The organism is Sorangium sp. So ce124 (assembly GCF_051525235.1).
GTDB lineage: Bacteria > Myxococcota_A > Polyangia > Polyangiales > Polyangiaceae > Sorangium > Sorangium atrum.
Window position 1 is genome coordinate 8,222,434 of sequence record NZ_CP150312.1, and the last position, 19,812, is coordinate 8,242,245.

Annotated in this window: 19 protein-coding genes; 16 read left to right on the top strand and 3 right to left on the bottom strand. The window is 67.7% G+C overall.

The genetic code is table 11. The features are described 5' to 3' along the window. Nucleotides 1-59 precede the first annotated feature (59 nt). The 9 genes from WMF19_RS30715 to WMF19_RS30755 all read left to right on the top strand — a co-directional run bounded on the left by WMF19_RS30715 (nt 60) and on the right by WMF19_RS30755 (nt 7,649). Nucleotides 60-461 carry a type II toxin-antitoxin system PemK/MazF family toxin gene (locus WMF19_RS30715; protein ID WP_437893633.1) on the top strand — a complete coding sequence of 134 codons (402 nt, stop codon included), beginning with the start codon at nt 60-62 and terminating at the stop codon, nt 459-461. Between the two features lie 82 nt (nt 462-543). Then, nucleotides 544-1,284, top strand: coding sequence for a HEAT repeat domain-containing protein (locus tag WMF19_RS30720; protein ID WP_437893634.1), 741 nt, complete (start codon nt 544-546; stop codon nt 1,282-1,284). 62 nt (nt 1,285-1,346) lie between these two features. Then, nucleotides 1,347-2,669: a hypothetical protein gene (locus WMF19_RS30725; protein WP_437893635.1), complete on the top strand. Its 1,323-nt coding sequence runs from the start codon at nt 1,347-1,349 to the stop codon at nt 2,667-2,669. A gap of 108 nt (nt 2,670-2,777) precedes the next feature. Next, on the top strand, nt 2,778-3,242 hold the full coding sequence (locus WMF19_RS30730) for a MarR family winged helix-turn-helix transcriptional regulator (RefSeq protein ID WP_437893636.1): 465 nt from the start codon (nt 2,778-2,780) through the stop codon (nt 3,240-3,242). Between the two features lie 75 nt (nt 3,243-3,317). Continuing rightward, nucleotides 3,318-3,857, top strand: a complete 540-nt coding sequence (locus WMF19_RS30735; RefSeq protein ID WP_437323405.1) for a carboxymuconolactone decarboxylase family protein — start codon at nt 3,318-3,320, stop codon at nt 3,855-3,857. A 420-nt stretch (nt 3,858-4,277) separates the two neighbouring features. Continuing rightward, complete coding sequence (locus tag WMF19_RS30740) at nt 4,278-4,832, top strand: hypothetical protein (protein WP_437893637.1); 555 nt, start codon at nt 4,278-4,280, stop codon at nt 4,830-4,832. Nucleotides 4,833-5,142: 310 nt separating this feature from the next. Then, on the top strand, nt 5,143-5,526 hold the full coding sequence (locus WMF19_RS30745) for a VOC family protein (protein WP_437901696.1): 384 nt from the start codon (nt 5,143-5,145) through the stop codon (nt 5,524-5,526). Between the two features lie 108 nt (nt 5,527-5,634). Continuing rightward, on the top strand, nt 5,635-6,033 hold the full coding sequence (locus WMF19_RS30750; protein WP_437893638.1) for a 1-deoxy-D-xylulose-5-phosphate synthase: 399 nt from the start codon (nt 5,635-5,637) through the stop codon (nt 6,031-6,033). A 392-nt stretch (nt 6,034-6,425) separates the two neighbouring features. Then, nucleotides 6,426-7,649, top strand: coding sequence for a protein kinase domain-containing protein (locus tag WMF19_RS30755; RefSeq protein WP_437893639.1), 1,224 nt, complete (start codon nt 6,426-6,428; stop codon nt 7,647-7,649). Nucleotides 7,650-7,912: 263 nt separating this feature from the next. Here WMF19_RS30755 and WMF19_RS30760 read toward each other — a convergent pair whose 3' ends face one another. Both WMF19_RS30760 and WMF19_RS30765 read right to left on the bottom strand, forming a co-directional pair. Continuing rightward, nucleotides 7,913-9,037, bottom strand: coding sequence for an ATP-grasp domain-containing protein (locus WMF19_RS30760; RefSeq protein ID WP_437893640.1), 1,125 nt, complete (start codon nt 9,035-9,037; stop codon nt 7,913-7,915). Nucleotides 9,038-9,657: 620 nt separating this feature from the next. After that, nucleotides 9,658-9,876, bottom strand: a complete 219-nt coding sequence (locus WMF19_RS30765; RefSeq protein ID WP_437893641.1) for a hypothetical protein — start codon at nt 9,874-9,876, stop codon at nt 9,658-9,660. Between the two features lie 110 nt (nt 9,877-9,986). Between WMF19_RS30765 and WMF19_RS30770 the strand changes: the two genes are divergently transcribed. Both WMF19_RS30770 and WMF19_RS30775 read left to right on the top strand, forming a co-directional pair. Beyond that, nucleotides 9,987-11,990 (top strand): DUF4041 domain-containing protein, encoded by a 2,004-nt coding sequence (locus WMF19_RS30770; RefSeq protein ID WP_437893642.1) that lies wholly within the window; start codon nt 9,987-9,989, stop codon nt 11,988-11,990. A gap of 27 nt (nt 11,991-12,017) precedes the next feature. Next, nucleotides 12,018-12,575: a hypothetical protein gene (locus WMF19_RS30775; RefSeq protein WP_437893643.1), complete on the top strand. Its 558-nt coding sequence runs from the start codon at nt 12,018-12,020 to the stop codon at nt 12,573-12,575. A 221-nt stretch (nt 12,576-12,796) separates the two neighbouring features. Here the strand turns inward: WMF19_RS30775 and lepB are convergent, their stop codons facing one another. Continuing rightward, complete coding sequence (gene lepB, locus WMF19_RS30780; protein ID WP_437893644.1) at nt 12,797-14,242, bottom strand: signal peptidase I; 1,446 nt, start codon at nt 14,240-14,242, stop codon at nt 12,797-12,799. A gap of 186 nt (nt 14,243-14,428) precedes the next feature. Here lepB and WMF19_RS30785 point away from each other — a divergent pair, with 186 nt between their 5' ends. From WMF19_RS30785 to xseB, 5 genes are all read left to right on the top strand, one after another. Beyond that, nucleotides 14,429-15,406 carry a phosphotransferase family protein gene (locus WMF19_RS30785; protein ID WP_437893645.1) on the top strand — a complete coding sequence of 326 codons (978 nt, stop codon included), beginning with the start codon at nt 14,429-14,431 and terminating at the stop codon, nt 15,404-15,406. A gap of 6 nt (nt 15,407-15,412) precedes the next feature. Next, nucleotides 15,413-16,777: an MATE family efflux transporter gene (locus WMF19_RS30790; RefSeq protein WP_437893646.1), complete on the top strand. Its 1,365-nt coding sequence runs from the start codon at nt 15,413-15,415 to the stop codon at nt 16,775-16,777. Nucleotides 16,778-16,983: 206 nt separating this feature from the next. Then, nucleotides 16,984-17,607, top strand: coding sequence for a glutathione S-transferase family protein (locus tag WMF19_RS30795; protein ID WP_437893647.1), 624 nt, complete (start codon nt 16,984-16,986; stop codon nt 17,605-17,607). A gap of 187 nt (nt 17,608-17,794) precedes the next feature. Beyond that, the gene (gene xseA / locus WMF19_RS30800; RefSeq protein WP_437893648.1) at nt 17,795-19,438 is read left to right on the top strand and encodes an exodeoxyribonuclease VII large subunit; all 1,644 of its coding nucleotides are present in this window, start codon (nt 17,795-17,797) and stop codon (nt 19,436-19,438) included. 4 nt (nt 19,439-19,442) lie between these two features. After that, nucleotides 19,443-19,757 (top strand): exodeoxyribonuclease VII small subunit, encoded by a 315-nt coding sequence (xseB, locus tag WMF19_RS30805; RefSeq protein ID WP_437791589.1) that lies wholly within the window; start codon nt 19,443-19,445, stop codon nt 19,755-19,757. The last annotated feature ends 55 nt before the right edge of the window (nt 19,758-19,812 follow it).

Here is a 19,812-nt window from a genome sequence, read left to right on the forward strand (position 1 = left end):
GCGAGCGGGTTGCGCCGAGGTGCGCCACGGACCATCCTTCCTGCCGACGCGCGAGGCACATGAAGACGGACGCAGGAGCAGGAGAACCGGCAGGCACGCGCTCGGCGCGGATCGATCGCGGCGATGTGTTCTGGATAGGGCCCGACGACTCGCGGGGGCCTGTCCCGAGCTACTCCCATCCCCATGTGGTGGTCCAGGACGACGTCTTCAACCACTCGCGCATCGCGACCGTGGTCGTATGCGCGCTGACGTCGAACTTGCACCGGGCGAACGAGCCTGGGAATGTCCTGCTCGATGTGGGCGAAGGGAACCTCCCCAGGCAGAGCGTCGTGGTCGTGTCGCAGATCTCCTCGGTCGAGAAGGCCCGCCTTGGCGAGCGGATCGGGTCGCTGTCCGACGCACGGGTGGATCAGATCCTGGCCGGCCTGCGCTTCCAGCAGGCGTCGTTCTTCAGGCGGTAGCGAGCGGGGACACCTCGTGGGGCAGGTCGACGTCACCGAGGCAGCGACGTTGGGCGAGCGCGGCTCCTGGGGAGGAGGATGAATGCCTCACCACGGCGACCCGGAGGTAGCCTTCAGAGAGACGCTTGCCCAGGATCGGGCGCGAATCGATGCGGCGATCGAGCGGCTCTCCGGGGAAGAGACGAAGGCTGAGCGGTTCCTGCTCGCGCTCGCCGGGGCGTGGGGCCGCCCGGTTCCATGTCGGGTGTCGCTCGGACGGCGGCTGCCGCCGGTCGCCCCGACCGAGCGTGGTGTGAAGTGCGTGGCACGCTGGGTATCTGCGGCCAGTCCAGACGTCCAGCGAGCCGCCCTCTCCGCCCTCGAGAAGGCCGGGGTGGTCTCCCGGCCGGTTCTGGGTACGGTCGCCGACGCGCTCGCGAGCAAGGAGCCCATCGTGCGGCTCGCCGCAGCCCGCGTGCTCGCGCGCGCTGCGCCGTGTCCCGAGCAGGCGCCGGCGCTCCGTCGTGCGCTCTCCGACGAGCTGTTCACGGTGCGCTGGCTGGCGGTGGAGGCGCTCGCGCGCAGCGGCGATGAACATCCGCTGGCGCCGGTCCTTGCGGCGTCGCGTCCACGGCTCGACGCTCGGCTTGCTGCCTATCGGCTCGAGAGCTGGCTGCGCGCGGTCGCCGCCCTTGGAGGGGATGCGGCCGCGCTGTTGCCCGAGATGAACGAGCTCCTGGACCGGATCTCCGCGCTCAGCCGGAGCGATACCTCGTGGCACGAATCGAGATTCATGATCGAGCGACTCGTACGGGAGCTTCGTGCGACCCAGGGTGCCCCCTGAACGGCTTCATTTCACGCACGCGCGAGGCCGTGCCAGCGCCTCCGTCCATGGACGACATGACCATGCTCCGACGACCGAGCGCCTGTCTGCAGTTCGCCGTGCTCGCGCTCTCCGCTGCCGGTTGCGGCGGCGTGGCTGGCACCTCCGCCGCCAACATGCCCTGCCCGCCCCCCACAGCGCCTCCGGCGGCCTCGTCGGCCGATTCCTCCGGCAAGCCTGGCCGTACGAAGCTCAGCGTGGCCCTCGTCCCCTGGATTCCAGACGCCGCCGGCGATGCCTTCGCGTCCCTGCGAAAGATGATCGAGGACGGGTTCGAATCGGAGCATGCGGCGATCGATCTCGACCTGCGCCTCGTCAAGTCCGACGACAGCTACCACAATCCAACGCGCCTCGCCGGATGGCTTGCGTCCGGTCGCTACGATCTGGTCGAGATCGACACTGTGGTTCTGGGAGATCTGATCGACGCGGACGTCCTCGAGCCGTGGCCTTCGGTGCCGGAGCGGGACTACCTCGCCGCAGCCAGGTCAGGCAGCACCGAGATCGACGGAAGCGGCAAGCCCGCCTGGTGGGGTGTCCCCCATCTCACCTGCGGGTTCTTCCTGGTCACGAGATCCGAGAAGCTCGATGCCGCTTCCAGCATCGTCGGCCTCGTGAAGGCCGCGCGCGAGAGCGGGAAGCCCCTGCTCGGGAACTTCGTGAGCAGCTGGGATCTACCCGCCCTCTACCTGGACGCACGTGTCGACAACGGGCTCGATGCCACGAATCCAGCGGCCCTGAGCAATGCCCTGAAGCCGCCCCTCGAGGCCGCCAGCACAGCGGCGCTCAAGCAGCTCGCCGAGCTCTGTCGGAAGGGTGACAACAACCCATGCATCGACGGCACGTACGACGAGACGCAGGATGCTCCGGTCGATGAGTTCGTGAAGGGCAGCGCGATCGGGTACTGGGGATTCAGCGAGCGCCTGCATCGGACCGTCGCGCTCATGAAGGCTCAGGGCATGCCCGTCGCGGGGCTGCGTGTGTCGACGATCCCGCTCGGGGCCAGCGCCACGCCCCTCCTGTTCACCGACGCCTTCGTGCGGCGAAAGGGATGCTCCGGCGATCCAGCCTGCAATGCCGCGGCCGCCGCGTGGGCGGAGTTCATCACCCGCGACGACGTGGTGCGCGATCTGCTCGTCTCCAGGGATGCCGGGCCGGCCGCGGTGCCGCGCTACCTGTTGCCGGCCACGAGCTCGGCGTTCCAGGTCGAGCCGATCGCCAGGGACGCCATCTACGCGGAGCTCCGTCCTCTGGCCCAGTCGGGGAGATCGTTTCCGTCGCACGCGTCGATGTACGAGCGGCGGGGCGTGCTCGTGCACCTGCTCGAGACCCAGCTCGCGGCGCGCTGAGAGCCATGTCGCTCGAGAGGCTGGTCGGCTCGCATCGCTCGGGCCGTGCTGCGCATCACGTTTTTAGTTGCATTGACAACCAAATCCTTCGCTGTATGCTGGGCCATCATGCGCGACCAGTTCACGGCCGAAGGGGGGATCGTCCTCGACAACGCGCTCAGCTACTGGGTGGCGCGCGTCTACCTCGCTTCCCGCACCGCGATGTACCGGCGCTTCCGCGCGCACGGCGTCGAGATCACGCCCGAGCAGTGGATGGTCCTCGTCCGCCTGTGGGAGCAGGAGGGCGTCACGCAGACGCACCTGGCCGAGCGCACCTTCCGGGACGTGCCCACGATGAGCCGGATCGTCGCGCTCATGGAGCGCGACGGGCTCGTCGAGCGCCGGCTCGACCCGACGGATCGGCGCGCGCGGCTCGTCTACCTCACCGCGCGCGGGCGAACGCTGCGCAAGGCCCTGTCGGGCGAGGCCATGGCCCTCGTGGACACGCTGCGCGCCGGCATCCCGGAGGAGGATCTCCTCACGACCCGGCGCACGCTGCAGCGCATCCTCGCGAACCTCGAGCCCGAGGGCTGAAAGGATCCAGGCCCTCCGCGCCGCCTTCTTCACGACCAATTAATTGCATAGACAACCAATTCAGGAGACACCCGCATGAGCCAGACCGCTGCTTCCCCTCACTTTCCTGCGCACACGCTCGACACGGCGCCCGCGGCGGCCCGCCCCGCGCTGGAGCGGACCTCGCGGAAGTTCGGCTTCCTGCCGCTGCCCTCCGCGCGCTTCGCGACGTCGCCGCTCCTGGTGCGCGCCTTCGACGAGCTCCTCTCGGTCTTCGAGGGGGCCACGCTCTCGCCGGTCGAGCGCGAGGTCGTGGTGATGGTCGTCGCTGGCGAGAACGGCTGTGATCTCTGCCGCACGATGCACCGCGGGCTGCTCCTCCGCGCGGGGGCTTCCCCCGAGGTCGCCGCGGCGCTGTTCGAGCGAAGGCCTGCGCCCGACGCGCGCCTCCAGGCGCTCGCGGCGTTCACCGAGGCGACGCTGCGCGAGCGGGGAGAGGTGCCAGACGCCGATCTCGACGCCTTCCTCCGCGCGGGCTTCACCGCGGAGCAGGCCCTGGAGGTGATCGTCGGTATCGGCACCTACACGCTGTCGACGTTCGCGAACCGGATGACCCGCACCCACGCGCTGCGCTGATCCGCACGGAAGCACGGGGCCGAGAGCCCGAGCCGTCCTGGCCGGGCCGCGGGCCTGACCTGTCGGAGGCGCCCGTGCGCGCAGCTCCGGAGCCTGCGCCCGCTCGGCCTCCGGCTGCATCCGCGCAGGCTTCACCGCCGCCCGAGCGCGCTGCTCAGGAAGAAGCGCCGCCCTGTCGGCCCAGTCCGCCTCCGCCTCTGGCATCCCCGCCGGTCCACGCGGCTCCGCCTCCTCCCGAACCGCTCCGCGGTCCGGACCACCCGAGGTGTCCGAGGGCGAGAAATAGCAGCGCCAGCCCTGGCAGCGTGTCAGATCGAGGATCTACGTGATGGCAACCCGGACCACCAGTGAGTTGCCCGACTCCGCTTGCCGCCCACGTGCGCGCGGCAGCAAGCGGAGCTGGGCAGACAGAGGATTTGGATGACCGCGCAGATCAATGACATCGTCGCCTATGCGGGCGCTGACTGGAGCCTGGCGGGCGTGAACGGCGGCGATCTGTTCGACCCGGCGAGCCATGGACTTCGCGTTCGCTCGGCGAGCACTGCGTGCTGGCGTGGCTTCGTTTGTCGCTATGAAATTCGCGACAACGCCCTGTACCTCGACGGCCTGAACGTCGCGCTGGAAGGCGAAGCGCCTCCCTTGTTGGACAAGGTGTCACAGAAGCCGAAGATGCCCTTCGGATTCACGGCCGCCTACGTTGGCGTCGGACTTCACGTCCCCTTCAGCGGCGGCCTGCTCCTCGCGCGCGATTTCTTGCGCGAGCTCTATGTTCACATGGGCTTCCACCCGGCGTGGAAATACGCCCACGTCCTCGAGGTCGAGCTCGAGGCGGGACGCATCTCACGCGTCACCGACTGCTCGAAGCCGATGGCCGACATCCGCGGCCGCGTCGCGGGCACGGATCGACCCGGCCCGGGGAGCTCTCACGAGGAGATTCAGGCGTGGGTCGAGCGTGCCTTTTCCCGCAAGTACTGACGCAGCCCAACCCGCGGCTGCTGCGGGCCGCGCTACACGCGGCGGCAGAGCCGCGGGCCGATGAGCGGGCCAGACGATGAACAAGGTCATCAGGCTGTACGACGCAGGCCTCGACTGAGGGGCGCCCCGCTCGTCGAGCGGAGCCGCTCGTCGGCGAGCACCAGGCGCATCGTGTCCTCGGCGGTCTTCGGATGTCTGCTCGACACCCGTCTCTCCGGCGCGTTCGTGCAGCGCCTCCTGCACCTTCTCGCTTGCCGCAGAGGACCGCAAGAGGTACCTCGTACCCATGCCCAAGGACGCCAGAGTCTTCGTGTTCGATCACGTTTCGGTCGGTGTCGAGAACCTCGAGCGTGCTGCGGAGTTCTATGACGCCTGTCTGGCGCCGCTCGGTTTTGTCCGGCTCTCGCAAAACGCCCGCAGCGTGGGGTACGGGCCCGAGGGATACGAAGCTGAGCCGCCCTTCGCCATCGTCGCGTCCGGTCCTGACGCGAAGGCTCCCGGTCGCGGCTTCCACCTCGCCTTTGTCGCCCCGAGTCGCGAGGCGGTCGATCGTTTCCATGCGGAAGCCCTCAGCAAGGGCGGTGTCGATGAAGGACCGCCCGGCATTCGCGAGAACTACGAACCCGGCTACTATGCGTCCTTCGTTCGCGACCCCGACGGCCACCGGCTGGAGGCGGTGTTGCACGAACGTTGACCGCGCGGCCCGTCCGAGCTCGCCGGGCTCTCGTCGTTCCGCCGGACGGGAGGAGACGCCCGGGCGCGCTCGTTCGAGTCGTGATAGAAACGGAGGAGAGAGGTCGCCATGCGCCGGATCATGTACGTGGAGAACAAGTCCGGCGGGCTCGACGGCGACGGTCGCATCGGCTGGGTCGAGCTCTCCCGATCGGGGCGGACGTACCATTACCGCGGCCGCCACCTGGCCAAGACGGGGAGCGGATACAAGTACAACTGCATCGACGAGGAGACCCGGGAGGCATACTGGGTCTCCGGCCCACGCAAGGACGGCGCAGACAAGCTCTACGGCGGCGTCGTCCAGATCGACGAGGACGCCAGGGTCGAGTACTGGACGCGGATCCGCGAGCGGCCCGACCTTGTGGAGTTCACCGAGTACCGCGCGGGCGCCTCGACGCGGACCGCCGGCACCACACGCCGCAACGACGAGCGGGTCCGGGGCCGCGCCCGTCCACGGCCGAGCGCATGATCGCGGACGCAGCCGATGGCGACGGGGTGGCGACCGCCGCGCGCCTCCTCCGCGCATCGAGGGCCCGCCTCCCCGGTGCCGTCGACCCCGAGCCGCCTCGTCCTCCGACTTGACGGCGCGGGAGCGCGTTGCGGCGCTCGAGCGATCCGACTGACCGCCGAACCAGCCGCTGCTGGTGACGAGTCGAGCCGCCGTGCTCCGCGCGGCAACTCGATCCGCAGCAGAGCAGCAGTTCGTCAGGCCCGTCGACGAGCAGCATCCTGTGACGGACGATCTTAAAGCGAGGAGTTGGGTGGGAGCACGTCGGACACGTGCACACCGCATCGGCCCTCCGCCTTCGCGTCTCGTTCGCACGCTTCCGCGGCTCACACGCATATGATAGGATCAGAACAATGGCCGAGCAGCTGCCTGTCGAGTATATCGAGCCCTTCCGTTCGAGGGGATTCGAATTGAAGGCAAAAATCGGCTCTGGGTTGTCAGGAACGGTCTTCCGAGCCCACCAAGCATCGCTTGACCGCGATGTCGCTGTGAAAGTGTTCGACAACCCCATCGCTACGAAGAGTGCGGCTCTTCGAAAGCGGTTCGAGCGTGAGGCAAGACTCCTGGGACGCGTGAGCCATCCGTCCCTCCCAGTTGTGCTCACTCGCGGCGAGCTGAATCTCGGCCAGCGCACCGTACCGTACACCGTCATGGAGTTCATCGACGCAGAGACGCTCGAAGATGTAATCAAAAGGGATCGTCGTCTTGATATCTCACGAGCGGTCGCGTACGCATCGCACGTTCTTGGCGCGCTGAGCGCGGCGCACCTTGCTAAGATTGTCCATCGCGACGTAAAACCGGCAAACATCCTCGTTCAGTCGACAGGACACGTGTACCTGATCGATTTCTCGGTGGGGGTAAGCCTCGAGGGCGGCGCCGGACTTACACGCGTTACTGCAGAAGGCCAAGGTGGACGAGTCGGCTCGTGGGACTATATGCCTCCTGAGCAACATGCCGGAGGCGAAGCCGACCCGCGATCGGACCTCTACGCGACCGGAGTAATTTTGTTTGAAATGCTTGCAGGACACAACCGAATCAACGTCGATACATTGGACAAGGATCTTCCAGGCGTGGCTGCCCCTATGCGCGCCGTCATCAAGAAGGCGTGTCAGTCGAAACTCGACGAACGATATGAAAGCGCCAATGCGTTTCGGCGCGCGCTCAAGCGTTTTGAGATTTCTACCATCGTGCCCGAGCAGCCCTCAACCGCCCTGTGCACAAACACTAAGTGCGAGGCCGCCCAGTGGACGGAACGGGGATACTACGGAGCACCATGCGTTATTGCCGACACCACGGACTCATTTTGCAAGAAGTGCGGCAACCAGCTGACGTATCCATGCGAGGGCTGCGGTCGCCCGTTTGGAGGCGACCAGTTTTGTGGCTCGTGCGGCAGAAAGCACTACGATGTTCCTTTGTGCAAACAGTGCGGCTCTTGGTTGATGTTGCAGGATATGGATATTGACACCGGGGAGAAGGGTTGCCAGAAATGTCGCCGAAAGGCAGCCGCGGCGACTCGCTATTCGCGCCCCGTGTCCGCGTCGCCGCCACCAGCTGAAGACGACGATATTCCGTTCTGAGGGGTCAAATGATCGAGTCAGCTTCTTGTCGTATGGCTTTGACCTAACTCGGCGCTGCATCCGACGGGGCGCCTTGCCGAGCAGTGCTCGGCAGCGCGCCCCGTCGGGTGAATGCTGGTCGTTAGCCGGGCGGTCTCGGTGTTCTGCGTCTCCCTCTGGCGCTCGCAGCTGAACGCCGGACGTTGGGCGATCGCTGTAGCATGGCGGGGTGACGCCGGAGGCACTCACCTACGACGACAGAACAGGATGCGAGGGGTCGGCCACTACCCGAGCAGCCATACCGCCGGGCTCTGCTCAACACGTTCGCCGGCGAGTGTCGCAGCGCTGTCGAGGATCTCGGTCCACGGCAGCGCTGCGTACCCGGCGCGGTGCGCAAGGTCGGCGCCGAGCGCAGCGACGAGCAGGGCGTGCGCGGAGGGCACGTTGTAGCCCGCGGCATAGAGTGGGTTGAGCTCAAGAACCAATGCCTGGCCGCCTCGAGCAAAGGCTACGTCAGCCACGTAGTTCGCCGGAAGATCAGCAGTGAGGAGCGCTGGGACAAGGTCGCGAATCGCCCGCTGCACCACCTCGCTCCTGGCAGTGAGTTCATCGGAGAGGTGCCGGCGCGCGTCGTCGATGAGAACCTCGAAGGGGCCGTGGTAGCTGGCCATGAGGAGACGGCCACCCAGCACCGTCAGCCGCACCTCGAAGGGCACCCGGATGGCGTTGCGGTCTCCGGGCAGGGTGGCGAGCTCGATGCGCTCGAGGTCGAGGTGCTCGCGCAAGGCGAGGCCACCAACATCGAGAGCGACACGCAGGCGGCGGACCACCTCGAAGACCGTGGCCTCGATATCCGCCTGGTTGTTGCCGTAGTAGAGCTCGGGGTTGGCGGACTTGGCCGACGAGTAGAAGCCGCGGACGAAGACCCCGGCCTGGGGATCGATCTCCGCATCGAAGAGGGCGCCGTAGATCGCCTCGGTCAACAGACGGCGCACGGCCGCGGGAGAGTCGATCGCGGCAGCGACGGCGGCGTCCACGGGCAGCAACGCGGTGCGTGGCGTGGGGACACCGGCGTTCGTGAGGACCGAGTGGAATCGATCGAGCCCGAGGACCCGCTCCACATGGTCGGGGAGGTCGAGAACGCACGCGGCACCGGCAGCAACCGCCCGAGCGAAGACGGATTGGTAGGCGGCGCGCGGGAGCATCGGCAGATCGACCCAGGACACACTGCCGCGGACCCCCTGCGGCGCGTCGAGCAGAGCCACGTCGCAGACCGCGAGATCCCAGCCATGAAGGCGGGAGAGCTCGGCCCAGAACGCATGGCGACGCCGGATCATGGCCACGTTGCGGGGGTCGGCCCGGGCATCGAAGGCACGGTTGAGGTCGGAGATGAGAGCGACGCGGGACACGGGTCAGGTATCGCACGTTTCCGTGGAGGCGCTTCGACACGAGCTCGATCGCAGCATCGGCTGACCCGAGGCCGGCGACCGCCGCGGCAGCGCGGTGGCGGCGGCGCGGGTCGGCTGCCTCGCGCATGGGGCCTCCTTGGGAGGGCGACCCGCGGCGCCGCGCGGGACGCGGGCGCAGGGAGTTCCGCGGAGCGCCTTCGCGGGGGCGCGCTGCGCGGCGCGGATCATCGCCGCCACCTCAGCCGGCGGGTGAGGGAGCGAGCGACGAGGCAGACCCGCGTGGCAACCGTCGACCTTGGAAGCGCAAGCGCTGCGGCGATCTCGTGCATCGTCAGGGGGGTGGCGGCGAACGCCAGGACCTCGCGCAGCTCAGGGCGGTGACGGTGGGAGGGCACGGAGCAAACCGCGCGCGACAGGGCCGCTTTCTCGGCTCGGCGGGTGGGGCATCGAAAGCCCGTTCGCGCCGTCGTCCGGGTGTGGAGCCCGCACGAGCACGCGTTGGTCTCCTTGACAAGGCGGGGGAAGCGTCAGGTACGCTACCTTTCCACGATGCGTGGGGGGCGGAACGACGGGGCGGGGTCGGAGCGCAAGGCGCTCCGCGCTGAGGCGGCGGCCAGCGGTCAAGCGGGGCTGATGACGCCGAGAAGGCCGCGGTCGATGATGTGGATGGAGATCATCGTGGTCCGCGCGAGCCCCTTCTTGCGCCGCCGCGCGACGGCGTCGAGCTGGGCGCGCAGCTCGTCGCGCGCTCGAGCGGTGAGCAAGGCCGGCCGATCGTGCTGTCCCTTTTCGCGGCGCACCATGGGTTGCCGTCGATCGACGGTCGACATCTTCGACACGAATCGGAAGCGCCTCGAGGAGCCGGAGGCCGCTTCCGCGGAAAAGCTCGCCGATCTCGCCTTCGAAACAGGGGTAGACATTCCGACCTCTCATGGATGGAGCACATTGGATGCAGCCCTTCGACGACCTGGCTATCCCGCACTCGATTGAGATCGTGGACGCTCAACGCGCCGTATGGATCGCTGGCCCAAGGTGCCTGCGCCATGAGGTCGTCGGCGAGGTATATAACCCGGACCAGATGCGACGAGTAGTCTCGGCCGTGCACGGTCGAACGGACGCACTCATGCAAGCATGGCTGCTACCCGATCCGCAAAATCCGCACGACCCGAACGCCATCATCGTCTGGATGCTCGGTGGGAAGGTTGGCTATCTGCCGCGCGAGCTGGCCTTTCAGTGGAAGCCCGTCTTCGCTAGTTTATATGGCCGGTACGGAGCCCACGTGGCCTGTCAGGCGCAACTCGATCCGCCGTCCCACTCGAATCAGGGGTCCTTCGGCGTGGTGGTCTGGCTCCCTACCTTGCCATCGCCTCAACCAACGCCGTCGCAGCGTGTACCCTCGTCAATGACGGCGCCAGCGCCGCAGCCCGCGGCTGTGGCCCGACCAGCACTCGTCTCGGTGCCGCCCGCGCAATCCCCGCCGTTCGCGGCTCCCGTTGCCGGGCAGTCGCTGCCGTCGGCCGCACGGGAGCTGGAACAGCTCCGCGCCGAGTTGAGGGCCGCTCAGAGCGATCTCGCCCGGGCGCAAGCCGAGGCGAAATCAGCGCAGGACTCGACCACCGCAGCGCATCGAGAGCTCCGGGCCGCCCAGGAGGCACTCAGGGCGGCGGCGCGTGATCCCGACGAGCTCGAGCGGATCCGAGGCGACATCGTGCGCGCCAAGGCGGAGTTCGACGTCGCGGATCGAGCGCTTCGGTCCATCGAGGAGGCTCTCGACATCCAGTCGTTCGGTTTCTACGCGCCCAAGTATGGGTTCGAGTCGTCCGCACAATACACCGCCCGCCTCAAGGGAACGCGCGACGAGCAGCAGATGCTCATCAAGGAGGACAAGGCGGCGCCGTGCGACACGAAGTGGTCCGTCGGTGGTAGCGCAGCAGAGGGCAAGAAGATGATCCGCCAGCAGTCGAAGCTGATGCTGCGCGCCTTCAACGGTGAATGCGACGCTGCGATCGCGAAGGTTCGGTATGACAACGTCACGACGCTGGAACAGCGGATCACGAAGGCCTACGACGACATCAACAAGCTCGGCGAGGTCCAGCGCGTCTTCATCTCGCGTCGGTACTTCGAGCTGAAGCTCGCCGAGCTGCACCTCGTGCACGAGCACCGCGAGAAGGTCCAGCAGGAGAAGGAAGAGCAAAAGCGCATCAAGGAGCAGATGCGCGAGGAGCAGAGGGCCCAGGAGGAGATCGATCGCGCCAAGGCCGATGCCGAGAAGGAGGAAGCCAGATCGGCAGCCGCGCTCGCTCGGGCGCGCGCGGAGCTCGCCGCCGTGGACGCCGCTGCGGCCGCCGAGGCAGCCAGGATCGAGGCAGCGGGAGTCGAAGCGGCCTCGGCGGAACTCGCGCGGGCCGCGACGGCGAAGCAGCACGAGAAGCTCGAGGCCCTCGTGAACCGCCTCGAAACCGACCTCAAGGACGCGCTCGATCGGAAAGCGAAGGCGATCGCGCGCGCGCAGCTGACGAAGTCCGGCCACGTCTACGTGCTGTCGAACATCGGTTCGTTCGGTGACGGCATCTACAAGATCGGCATGACACGCCGGCTGGAGCCGCTCGAGCGTGTCGAAGAGCTCGGCGACGCGTCGGTGCCGTTCCCGTTCGATGTGCACGCGATCATTTACTCCGAGGACGCGCCAGCGCTGGAGGGCAAGCTCCATCGTGCCTTCGCGGCTCGCCGGGTCAATATGGTGAACCATCGCAAAGAGTATTTCCGCGTCACGCTCGAGGAAATCCGCGACGCCGTCCAGAGGCTTCACGGCCTCGTGACGTTCCTGCTCGTTCCAGCGGCCGAGGAGTACAGGAAGACGCAGGCGGCTGCGGACGCGTCTCCCACGGGGCTCGCTGCTGCTCCACCGCCAGAGCTCGCTCCCGCGGTGAGCTCCTTTGCGGGCGAGCCGTGAAGGGCACCGTGCGCGCGATCAAGCCTCATGATCACCCAATTGCGCAGCAATGCGATGGTGTTGACCGTCGACCTCCCTCCTTCGTCGGTCGGACGCCGGCAGCACATCGCAACGGCGTTGAGCGGACCTCCGTGCCACCTCCCGATACGTGAAGGCGACGTCCAAGTGCCAATCTACAACAGGCTTTTGCAGGACCTTCAAGACGCGACTGTCGACGTGTGCGTGGCCGCCGTACGCGCACGGTGGGACGAAGGATCCATCACCATGGGGGAAGCGCTCGACGCGTACCTCGACGTGGCTGTTGACAAGGGCATCGACGCTGTACTCGACCGGCTCGACGAAACCTTTCGGCACGAGCTGTTGCAGGTCCTCAAGGGGTGGGCATTGGCAGGGCCCAACCCCGAGATCATTCGGATTTTCGGGGGAATCCACAGACACGAGCTCGAGCCGGACCCGATGAATGCTGCGCAAATGAAGCGTGATGCCGAAGCCAGGCACGCCGAGGAAGATGCGTACTTCGTCGACATCGCTCTGCCGAGGATTCGTTCGTGGTGGGCAATTCGAACCGGATCTGCGACGGGCTGACCTTCAACGATGTAACTCCAATACATCCGCTGCACCGGAGGTCCGCTAACCTGTCGCTGCAACGGACGCCTGACATCGCGCTCTTCGGTCGCTCGGTCGTGGGCTGCTGAACGCCGGTTCGTCGACGCGCCCGGGTCTGCTCGAGGACGTCCGCGGACCGACCTACCGCGGACGCTGAATCAGGTGCGCGTCGCGTCGGCGAGGCGCCTCGGAGGAGCCCCCTACCGCACCGCGAGCCCGATGCGCTCCCAGCGGCCCAGGCCGTTCGTGTCGATGGAGAAGTAGATCACGGCGGCGACCCCTTCGATGGCCTCGACGGACACGGGGCCAAAATGCCGCGAGTCATGCGAGTTGTCCCGGTTATCGCCGATGACGTAGACGCTCCCTCGAGGCACCGTCGCATCGATCGGGGCGCTCGACGCCGGAACGCCGGGGGTGCGCAAGATCGGATAGCGCCTCCCGTCGAGGGTCTCTTGCCAGAGCGCCTGGATCTGCCCGTCGTCTCCCGAGATGACGTGCTCTGCGTCGACGAGCTCCGAAGGCACCAGGCGACCGTTGATCCGCAGGCCTCGTTCGTCGATCTGAACGCGATCTCCGCCGGTGGCGATGATCCGCTTGATGAAGCGCTGGCTCGGGTTCGCTGGGGAGCGGAACACGATGACGTCGCCCCGGCCGGCCCGCTCGCCACGCTTGTCTTTCAGCACGAAGAGGTGGTCGCCCGGGATCACGGTCGGGCTCATGCTCCCAGAAGGCACCTTGAAGGACTCGATCACGTGCCGCCGCACGGCGAGCGCCGTGCCCGCGGCGCGCGCGACGTCCGTCGCGATCTTGATCCTCAGGACGAAGCCGTCGGGAGGAGCGGCCGCGATCTCGAGCGCCTCCAGGCCCGCCGTCCCGCTCTGCCGCGCGGTCGCCAGCGCCTCCGCGAGCCGTGCGCCTGCGAGCGGCGCGTCGGAGCGACCGGGCGACGATAGCCTCGCCTCCAGGTGATCGGTCACGGTCGCGACGAGCTCGATCGCGGCATCGGTGGACCCGAGGTCGGCGACCACCGCGGCGCCGCTGCGGGAGAGCGCTTCATCCAGCCGCCGCGCGAGCGCCTCCTTCGCGCCTGGGCCGTCAGCGAGGGCGGCGGGCGTCGCGACGCGCACGCCGCCGTGGGGCAGCGGGACGATCTCGAGCGGACCGGCGCGGAGCTTCTCGCCGTCCTGCTCGGCTTCGAGGAGACAGCCCACGTCCTCGATCGTGAGCGAGCCCAGGATGTCGGCGCGGATCTCCGCTGGCTCGGCGACGGCGATCTGAACCCGCGAGATGCTCCGCTCGATGTCCACGCCGCACCGCGCGGCGCCCCATCCGAGCAGCGCGCTGACGTCGGCGGCGGGCAGAGCCTTCGGCTCGATCTGCGCGAGCAAACGCGTCCGTGCAGGCGCCCGCTCGGCGAACGTCCGCCGATCCTCTACCGGCTGGGGCTCCGCCGGCCCCGTCGGCGCCGGTCCGATCGCCGCGCTCGGGCCGGGCGTGCTCCCGCCGCAGCCTGCGAGGAGATGGCCCGCCGCGAGGGCGGACGCGACCAGGAACGAACCGCAGAAGATGCGACGAGCGCAGGGCGCGTTGACGCGCATGGTGAGCTCCCTGCGACTCCAGCTCTCCTCGGCATCGTATGTCGGCATAGGGCGCAGGATAACACGATAACCTGCGTGAGCCCCCGCCGGCTACGCGGGCGTCTCTGGTCCCTCCTGCCCCTCCTGCTCCGGGCACCGGCACACTCCAGGTCGTGACTTGACAGCTTCCCAGGATCCAGCACAATGGACGCCATTTCGCTCATCACAAGGGCCGCCAATCGACGAAGGAAGACCGTGGAGAGCAAGACCAAGAACACAAAGTCACGCCCGCAGATCGCCGCCATGGTCGCCAGGGCCTTTGACGGCATGGCGCTCGCGGACGGCGAAGGCGCCGTGGTCGAGCTGAAAGACGGCTGGTTCAATGCGGCTTACAGCGTCCGGCTCGCCGACGGCCGGGAGGTCATCCTCAAGATCGCGCCGCCCAGAGATGCGGAGGTCATGTTCTATGAGAAGAACATCATGACCACCGAGGTCGCCGCCATGCGCCTGGTCCGGCGAAACCCGGCCATCCCGGTGCCCCAGATCTACCATTTCGATGACGCTCGCGACCTGTGCGACTCGGACTACTTCTTCATGGAGAAGGTCGCCGGGGACAACCTCGAGCACGTGAAATCGAGCCTTTCCCCCGAGGCGCAGGCGTCCATCGACCTGCACATCGGCGAGATCGTCCGGGAGATCAACGGCTTCACCGGCACCTATTTTGGTTACGATGGGAACCCGGACCTGCGCGCGAGCACCTGGAGAGAGGCGTTCATCAAGATCATGGAGTCGGTGCTGGAAGACGGCGCCCGGAAAGGCGTTGTGTATGACCAGGGCTACGACGAGATCCGCGCCGCCGTTCTCAGGCACGCCCCCGCGCTGGAGGAGGTCGCCACGCCCCGCCTGGTCCACTGGGACGTCTGGAACCCCAATGTCTTCGTCAAGGAAGGCAGGGTCACCGGCATCATCGACTTCGAGAGGGCGCTCTGGGCCGATCCCTTGATGGAGGCCCAGTTCCGGCTGCTCTCCTCCGAGGGCATCAACAGCAGCATGCGCGGCTATGGCAAGACCTCCTTCACCTTCGAAGAAGAGCGGAGGTGCCGCCTCTACTCGCTGCACCTCGCCCTCGTCATGAACACGGAGTGTTATTACCGCAACTACGACACCGACTCCGTCCTCGACCTCTCCAGGCAGTGGATGGGCGAACACATGGCCTGGCTGAGCGCGAACTGAACGCTCATGGGCGAGAGCTCCAGGGTTGAAAGTCTGGGGACCGAGCGGGTCGGGAAGCTGCTGCTGGAGATGTCGTCCCAGACAACGCTCTCGCTGCTGGTCTATGCCATCTACAGCCTCACGGACATCTACTTTCTCTCCGTGGGCGTCAACTCGCTGGCCGCGGCGGCGGCCTCGATCATCTCGCCGGTCCTGATCGCCCTCGGCGCCGTCGCCACGACCGTCGGGGCCGGCGGCGCCTCGGTGGTCTCCCGGGCGCTCGGCGAGCAGGACGTCGAGAAGGCCTCCCGAACGGTGGCGAACACCTTCCTCATCTTCTGGACGGCGGCGATCACCATCACGGTCCTGGGCTCGGTCTTCATCGAGCCGATCGTCCATCTGCTCGGGGCCACCGACAGCATCGCGCCCTATGCCATCGAGTACGGGCGGATCATCTTCCTCGGCGCGATCGCCGGCACCGGCTACTCGGCGATCGTCAGGGCGGACGGCAACGCCAGGTACTCGACCGCCCAGTGGATCATCCCCATCTGCGTCAACATCGCCCTGTGCTGGCTCTTCATCATCGTCTTGCAGATGGGCGTCTCGGGCGCCGCCCTGGCGACGGTCTGTTGCCAGGCCACCTCGGCCGGCATGGGCGTCCACTTCTTCTTTTTCAGGAAGAACCGCTCCTATCGCATCAAGGCGTCTTATTTCAAGCCGGACTGGCCCATCATCATCGAGGTGGTGACGGTCGGGTCCCCCTCGCTCATCAAGAGCGCCAGCGTCGGCCTGATCGCCGTCGTCACCAACAACCTGCTCAGGCTGATCGGCGGCGACAGCGCCCTGAGCGTGTTCGCGATCGTCGGCCGGCTCTACTCCGGGCTGCTCGCGCCGCTCACCGGCATCGTCCAGGGGATGCAGCCGCTGGTGGGGTACAACTTCGGCCAGAAGAAGCTCGAGCGGGTACGGGAGGCCATCCGGCTCTCCCTTGGCGCCGCGGTCGTCTATGGATCGCTCGTCTGCGGCGTCTGCCTGGTGATGCCGGCTGCGCTGATCGCCCTGCTCTCGAAGGAGAGCGCGATCATCGCCGAAGGGCAGACCGCGTTGCGGCTGCTGGCGCTCTCCTACCCGCTTACCGGCGTGGCCATGGTCACGGCGGCCTCGTTCCAGTCGGTCGGCCGGGCCAGGGAGGCGCTGCTGCTCACCCTCGGAGGCATCCTCCTGGTCAAGCTGCCGGTGCTGCTGCTGGCCTCCCGCCTGTTCTCCCTGACCGGTATCTGGGCCTCCGAGGCGATCTCGGAGCTGATTCTTTGCATCGTCTCCTTCCTCTTTCTGAAGAATAGCCACGCTGGTTCTGGGCATGGCATGGCAAGAGCGCCTGACGCCGGCTGAGCCTGGCTCCAGGCCACCGAAATGCGGCGCAGAGGCCGTCTGCGCACCGCGAATGTGTCCGTTGACACTCGTCGCAAGGTGCGGCTATACACTCGGCCATTCACCTGCTGGCCGACACCGTTCATTTCAAAACACAGCAGGGCCGGACGTAAGTAAACAGAAGCAACGATACCAGCCGCGGCGCGCGGCTGAGGAGGGAGGCATCGATGAAGCTCTATGAGTTCGCTCCTACCCGCTCGATCCGTGTGCGCTGGGCGCTCCAGGAGCTGGGCGTGGACTTCGAGACCGTCCAGGTCAACCTCCGGGCAGGCGAGAATCGCCGCCCCGAGTTCCTCAAGCTCAACCCTGCCGGCAAGCTCCCCGTGCTCGTCGACGGCGACCTCGTGCTCACCGAGTCCGTTGCCATCGTGCTTTACCTGGCCGAGAAGTACCCCGAGAAGGGCCTGCTCCCCACGGACCCGAGGGAGCGGGCCAAGGTCAACCAATGGCTGCTGTTTGCGGCGACCGAGCTGGAGCAGCCGCTGTGGCGCATCGCGCGTCACAAGTTTCTGTATCCGGAGGACAAACGCCAGCCAGGCGACATCCCCGTCGCCTGCGAGGACTTCAAGGCCATGGCCGACGTGCTGGAGAAGCACATGGATCAGCGGCAGTTCGTCGTCGGCGACAGCGTGACGGTCGCCGATCTCGTGATGGCCTACACCCTCGACTGGGCCAACGAGATCCACCTCCTGGACGGCTTCCCGCAGCTCCGGGCCTACATGGATCGGATGTACGCCCGTCCGCACGCGGCTCCGCGCATCGCCCAGGCGTTCGCCAGCCTCAAGGCGTGAGGGGCAGCTGGCTGGAGGAGCTCTCGTCCTCCAGTCCGAGAGCCCGCTCGTCGTCGCCATGGCGCGTGCCCTCGCGCGGCGCGCGCCCGGCCGCCACGCAGCGCACGCTCGGCCACCGCGCGGCGCACGCTCGGCCGGGAGATCCCCCGCGATGCCCGCGCGCGACCCGCGATGATAGAGTGGCGCGATGAGCCGCCGCGTCAGCAGCGACGGGACCGGGACCCTCCAGATCCACTTCGCCTTCGATCGCAGGCTGGTGGACGTCGTGAAGTCGCTCCCGTCCCGCCGCTGGAATCCCGAACAGAAGACCTGGCGCGTCCCGGAGACACACGTGGTCGCGGTGGTGGAGGTGCTGCACGCCGAAGGGTTCGGCTTCTGCGAGGTGACGCAGCGCCTCTACCGGGAACGCGGCGGGGCCCTCGCCCTCGACGAAGGGGGCGTCACGCCGATCCCCACCGTGGAGCCGGCCCGAGCCGATGAGCCGCGCGACGGGGACGCTCGGCCGAGGCCAGCTATGGCCGCGTCCGACTTCACCGTCTCGAAGCTCAACGGGCAGGTCCGCGCCGCGCTCGAGGCGGCGTTTCCAGCCTCGATCTGGCTGGTGGGCGAGGTCTGCGGGTACAACCGGGCCGCCCACAAGAGCATCGTCGGCTTCGAGCTCGTCGAGCGCGACGCCAACGGAAAGGAGATCGCCCAGGTCAAGGCGACCCTCTTCGAGAGCGCGCGCGCCGAGATCGAGCGGCGCCTCGCGGCGGCGGGCGACCCGTTCCAGATCGAGGACGAGATCCAGATCCGCGTGCGCGGGCGCGTCGAGCTGTACGTCCCCTGGGGCTCGTACCGGTTCCTCATCGAGGACCTCGACGTGGGCTACACGCTCGGCGAGGCCGCCCGGCGGAGAGAGGAGATCGTCCGCCGGCTCGCCGAGGAAGGGCTGCTCGATCGGAACCGCTCGCTGCCCTTCCCCGCCCTGCCCCTCCGCGTCGGCCTCGTGACCAGCCTGGGCTCGGACGCCTACAACGACGTGCTCGGCACGTTCAGGGAGTCAGGTTTCGCGTTCCGCGTCGTGGCGCACGGGGTGCGCGTCCAGGGGCGGCAGACGGAGCCGTCGGTCCTGAACGCCCTCGACTACTTCCGGGCGCGCGCCGCGGAGCTCGACGTGCTGCTGATCTGCCGCGGCGGCGGCTCGCGCACCGACCTCGCCTGGTTCGACTCGGAGCCGATCGCCCGCGCCGTCGCCACGTTCCCGCTCCCCGTGGTCGTCGGCATCGGCCATGAGCGAGACATCTCCGCGCTCGACTTCGTGGGCTTTCGCGAGAAGACCCCGACCGCCGCGGCCGCGATGCTCGTCAAGCGGGTCTCGGACGCGAGGGATGAGGTCGAGTCGTCGCTCCTGAGCATCCTCGATCAGGGCCGGCGGGTCCTCCGGTCGGCCTCGTCGGATCTCACCCGCCGGGCGGCCCGGGTCCCGCGCTCCGCGTCGCTGCTGATCGCGCGCCGCGCGGGCCAGCTCCAGGAGGCGGTCCGCCAGCTTCGACAGGGGGCGAGGCGCGATCTCGACGCAGCCTCGCATCGGGTCGACGAGATGGCCTCGCTCCTCGGGCCGCGCTCGTCCCGGCGGCTGGCGCTCGAATCCGAGCGCCTCGAGTCGCGCGAGCGGCGCCTGCGCCTCCTCGATCCGCGGCGCGTCGTGGAGCGGGGATATGCGATCCTGCGCACGACGGAAGGGGCGGTGCTCACCGACGCGGCGCGCGCGCCCCAGGGGACGATGCTCATCGCCGAGCTGAAGCAGGGCGTGCTGCGGCTTCGCTCGGATGGATCGGAGGAGACATAGGGTCATGGCAAAGCCGAAGCGCGGGACGAAGGAGCTGTCCGACGGGGACACGGCAAGCCCGCAGCGCGCCGCAAAAGAGGCCTCGTATGGCGAGGCGTCGTCGCGCCTCGAGGAGATCTTGCAGAACATCGAGGAAGGTCAGGTCGACATCGACGCGCTCTCCGCGCTCGTGAAGGAGGCCGCGGATCTGGTGACGCTCTGCCGCCAGAAGATCCATGCCGCAGAGATCCAGGTGCAGACCATCACAGAGCAGCTCGAGCGCGAGGCGCCCGTGACCACGGACGCGGACGACGACGAAGACGACGAAGACGACGAGTAGGCGGGCGCAGGAGGAGGAAAGGCTTCGTGGCCGACGGACGGCCACCGGCGCCCGC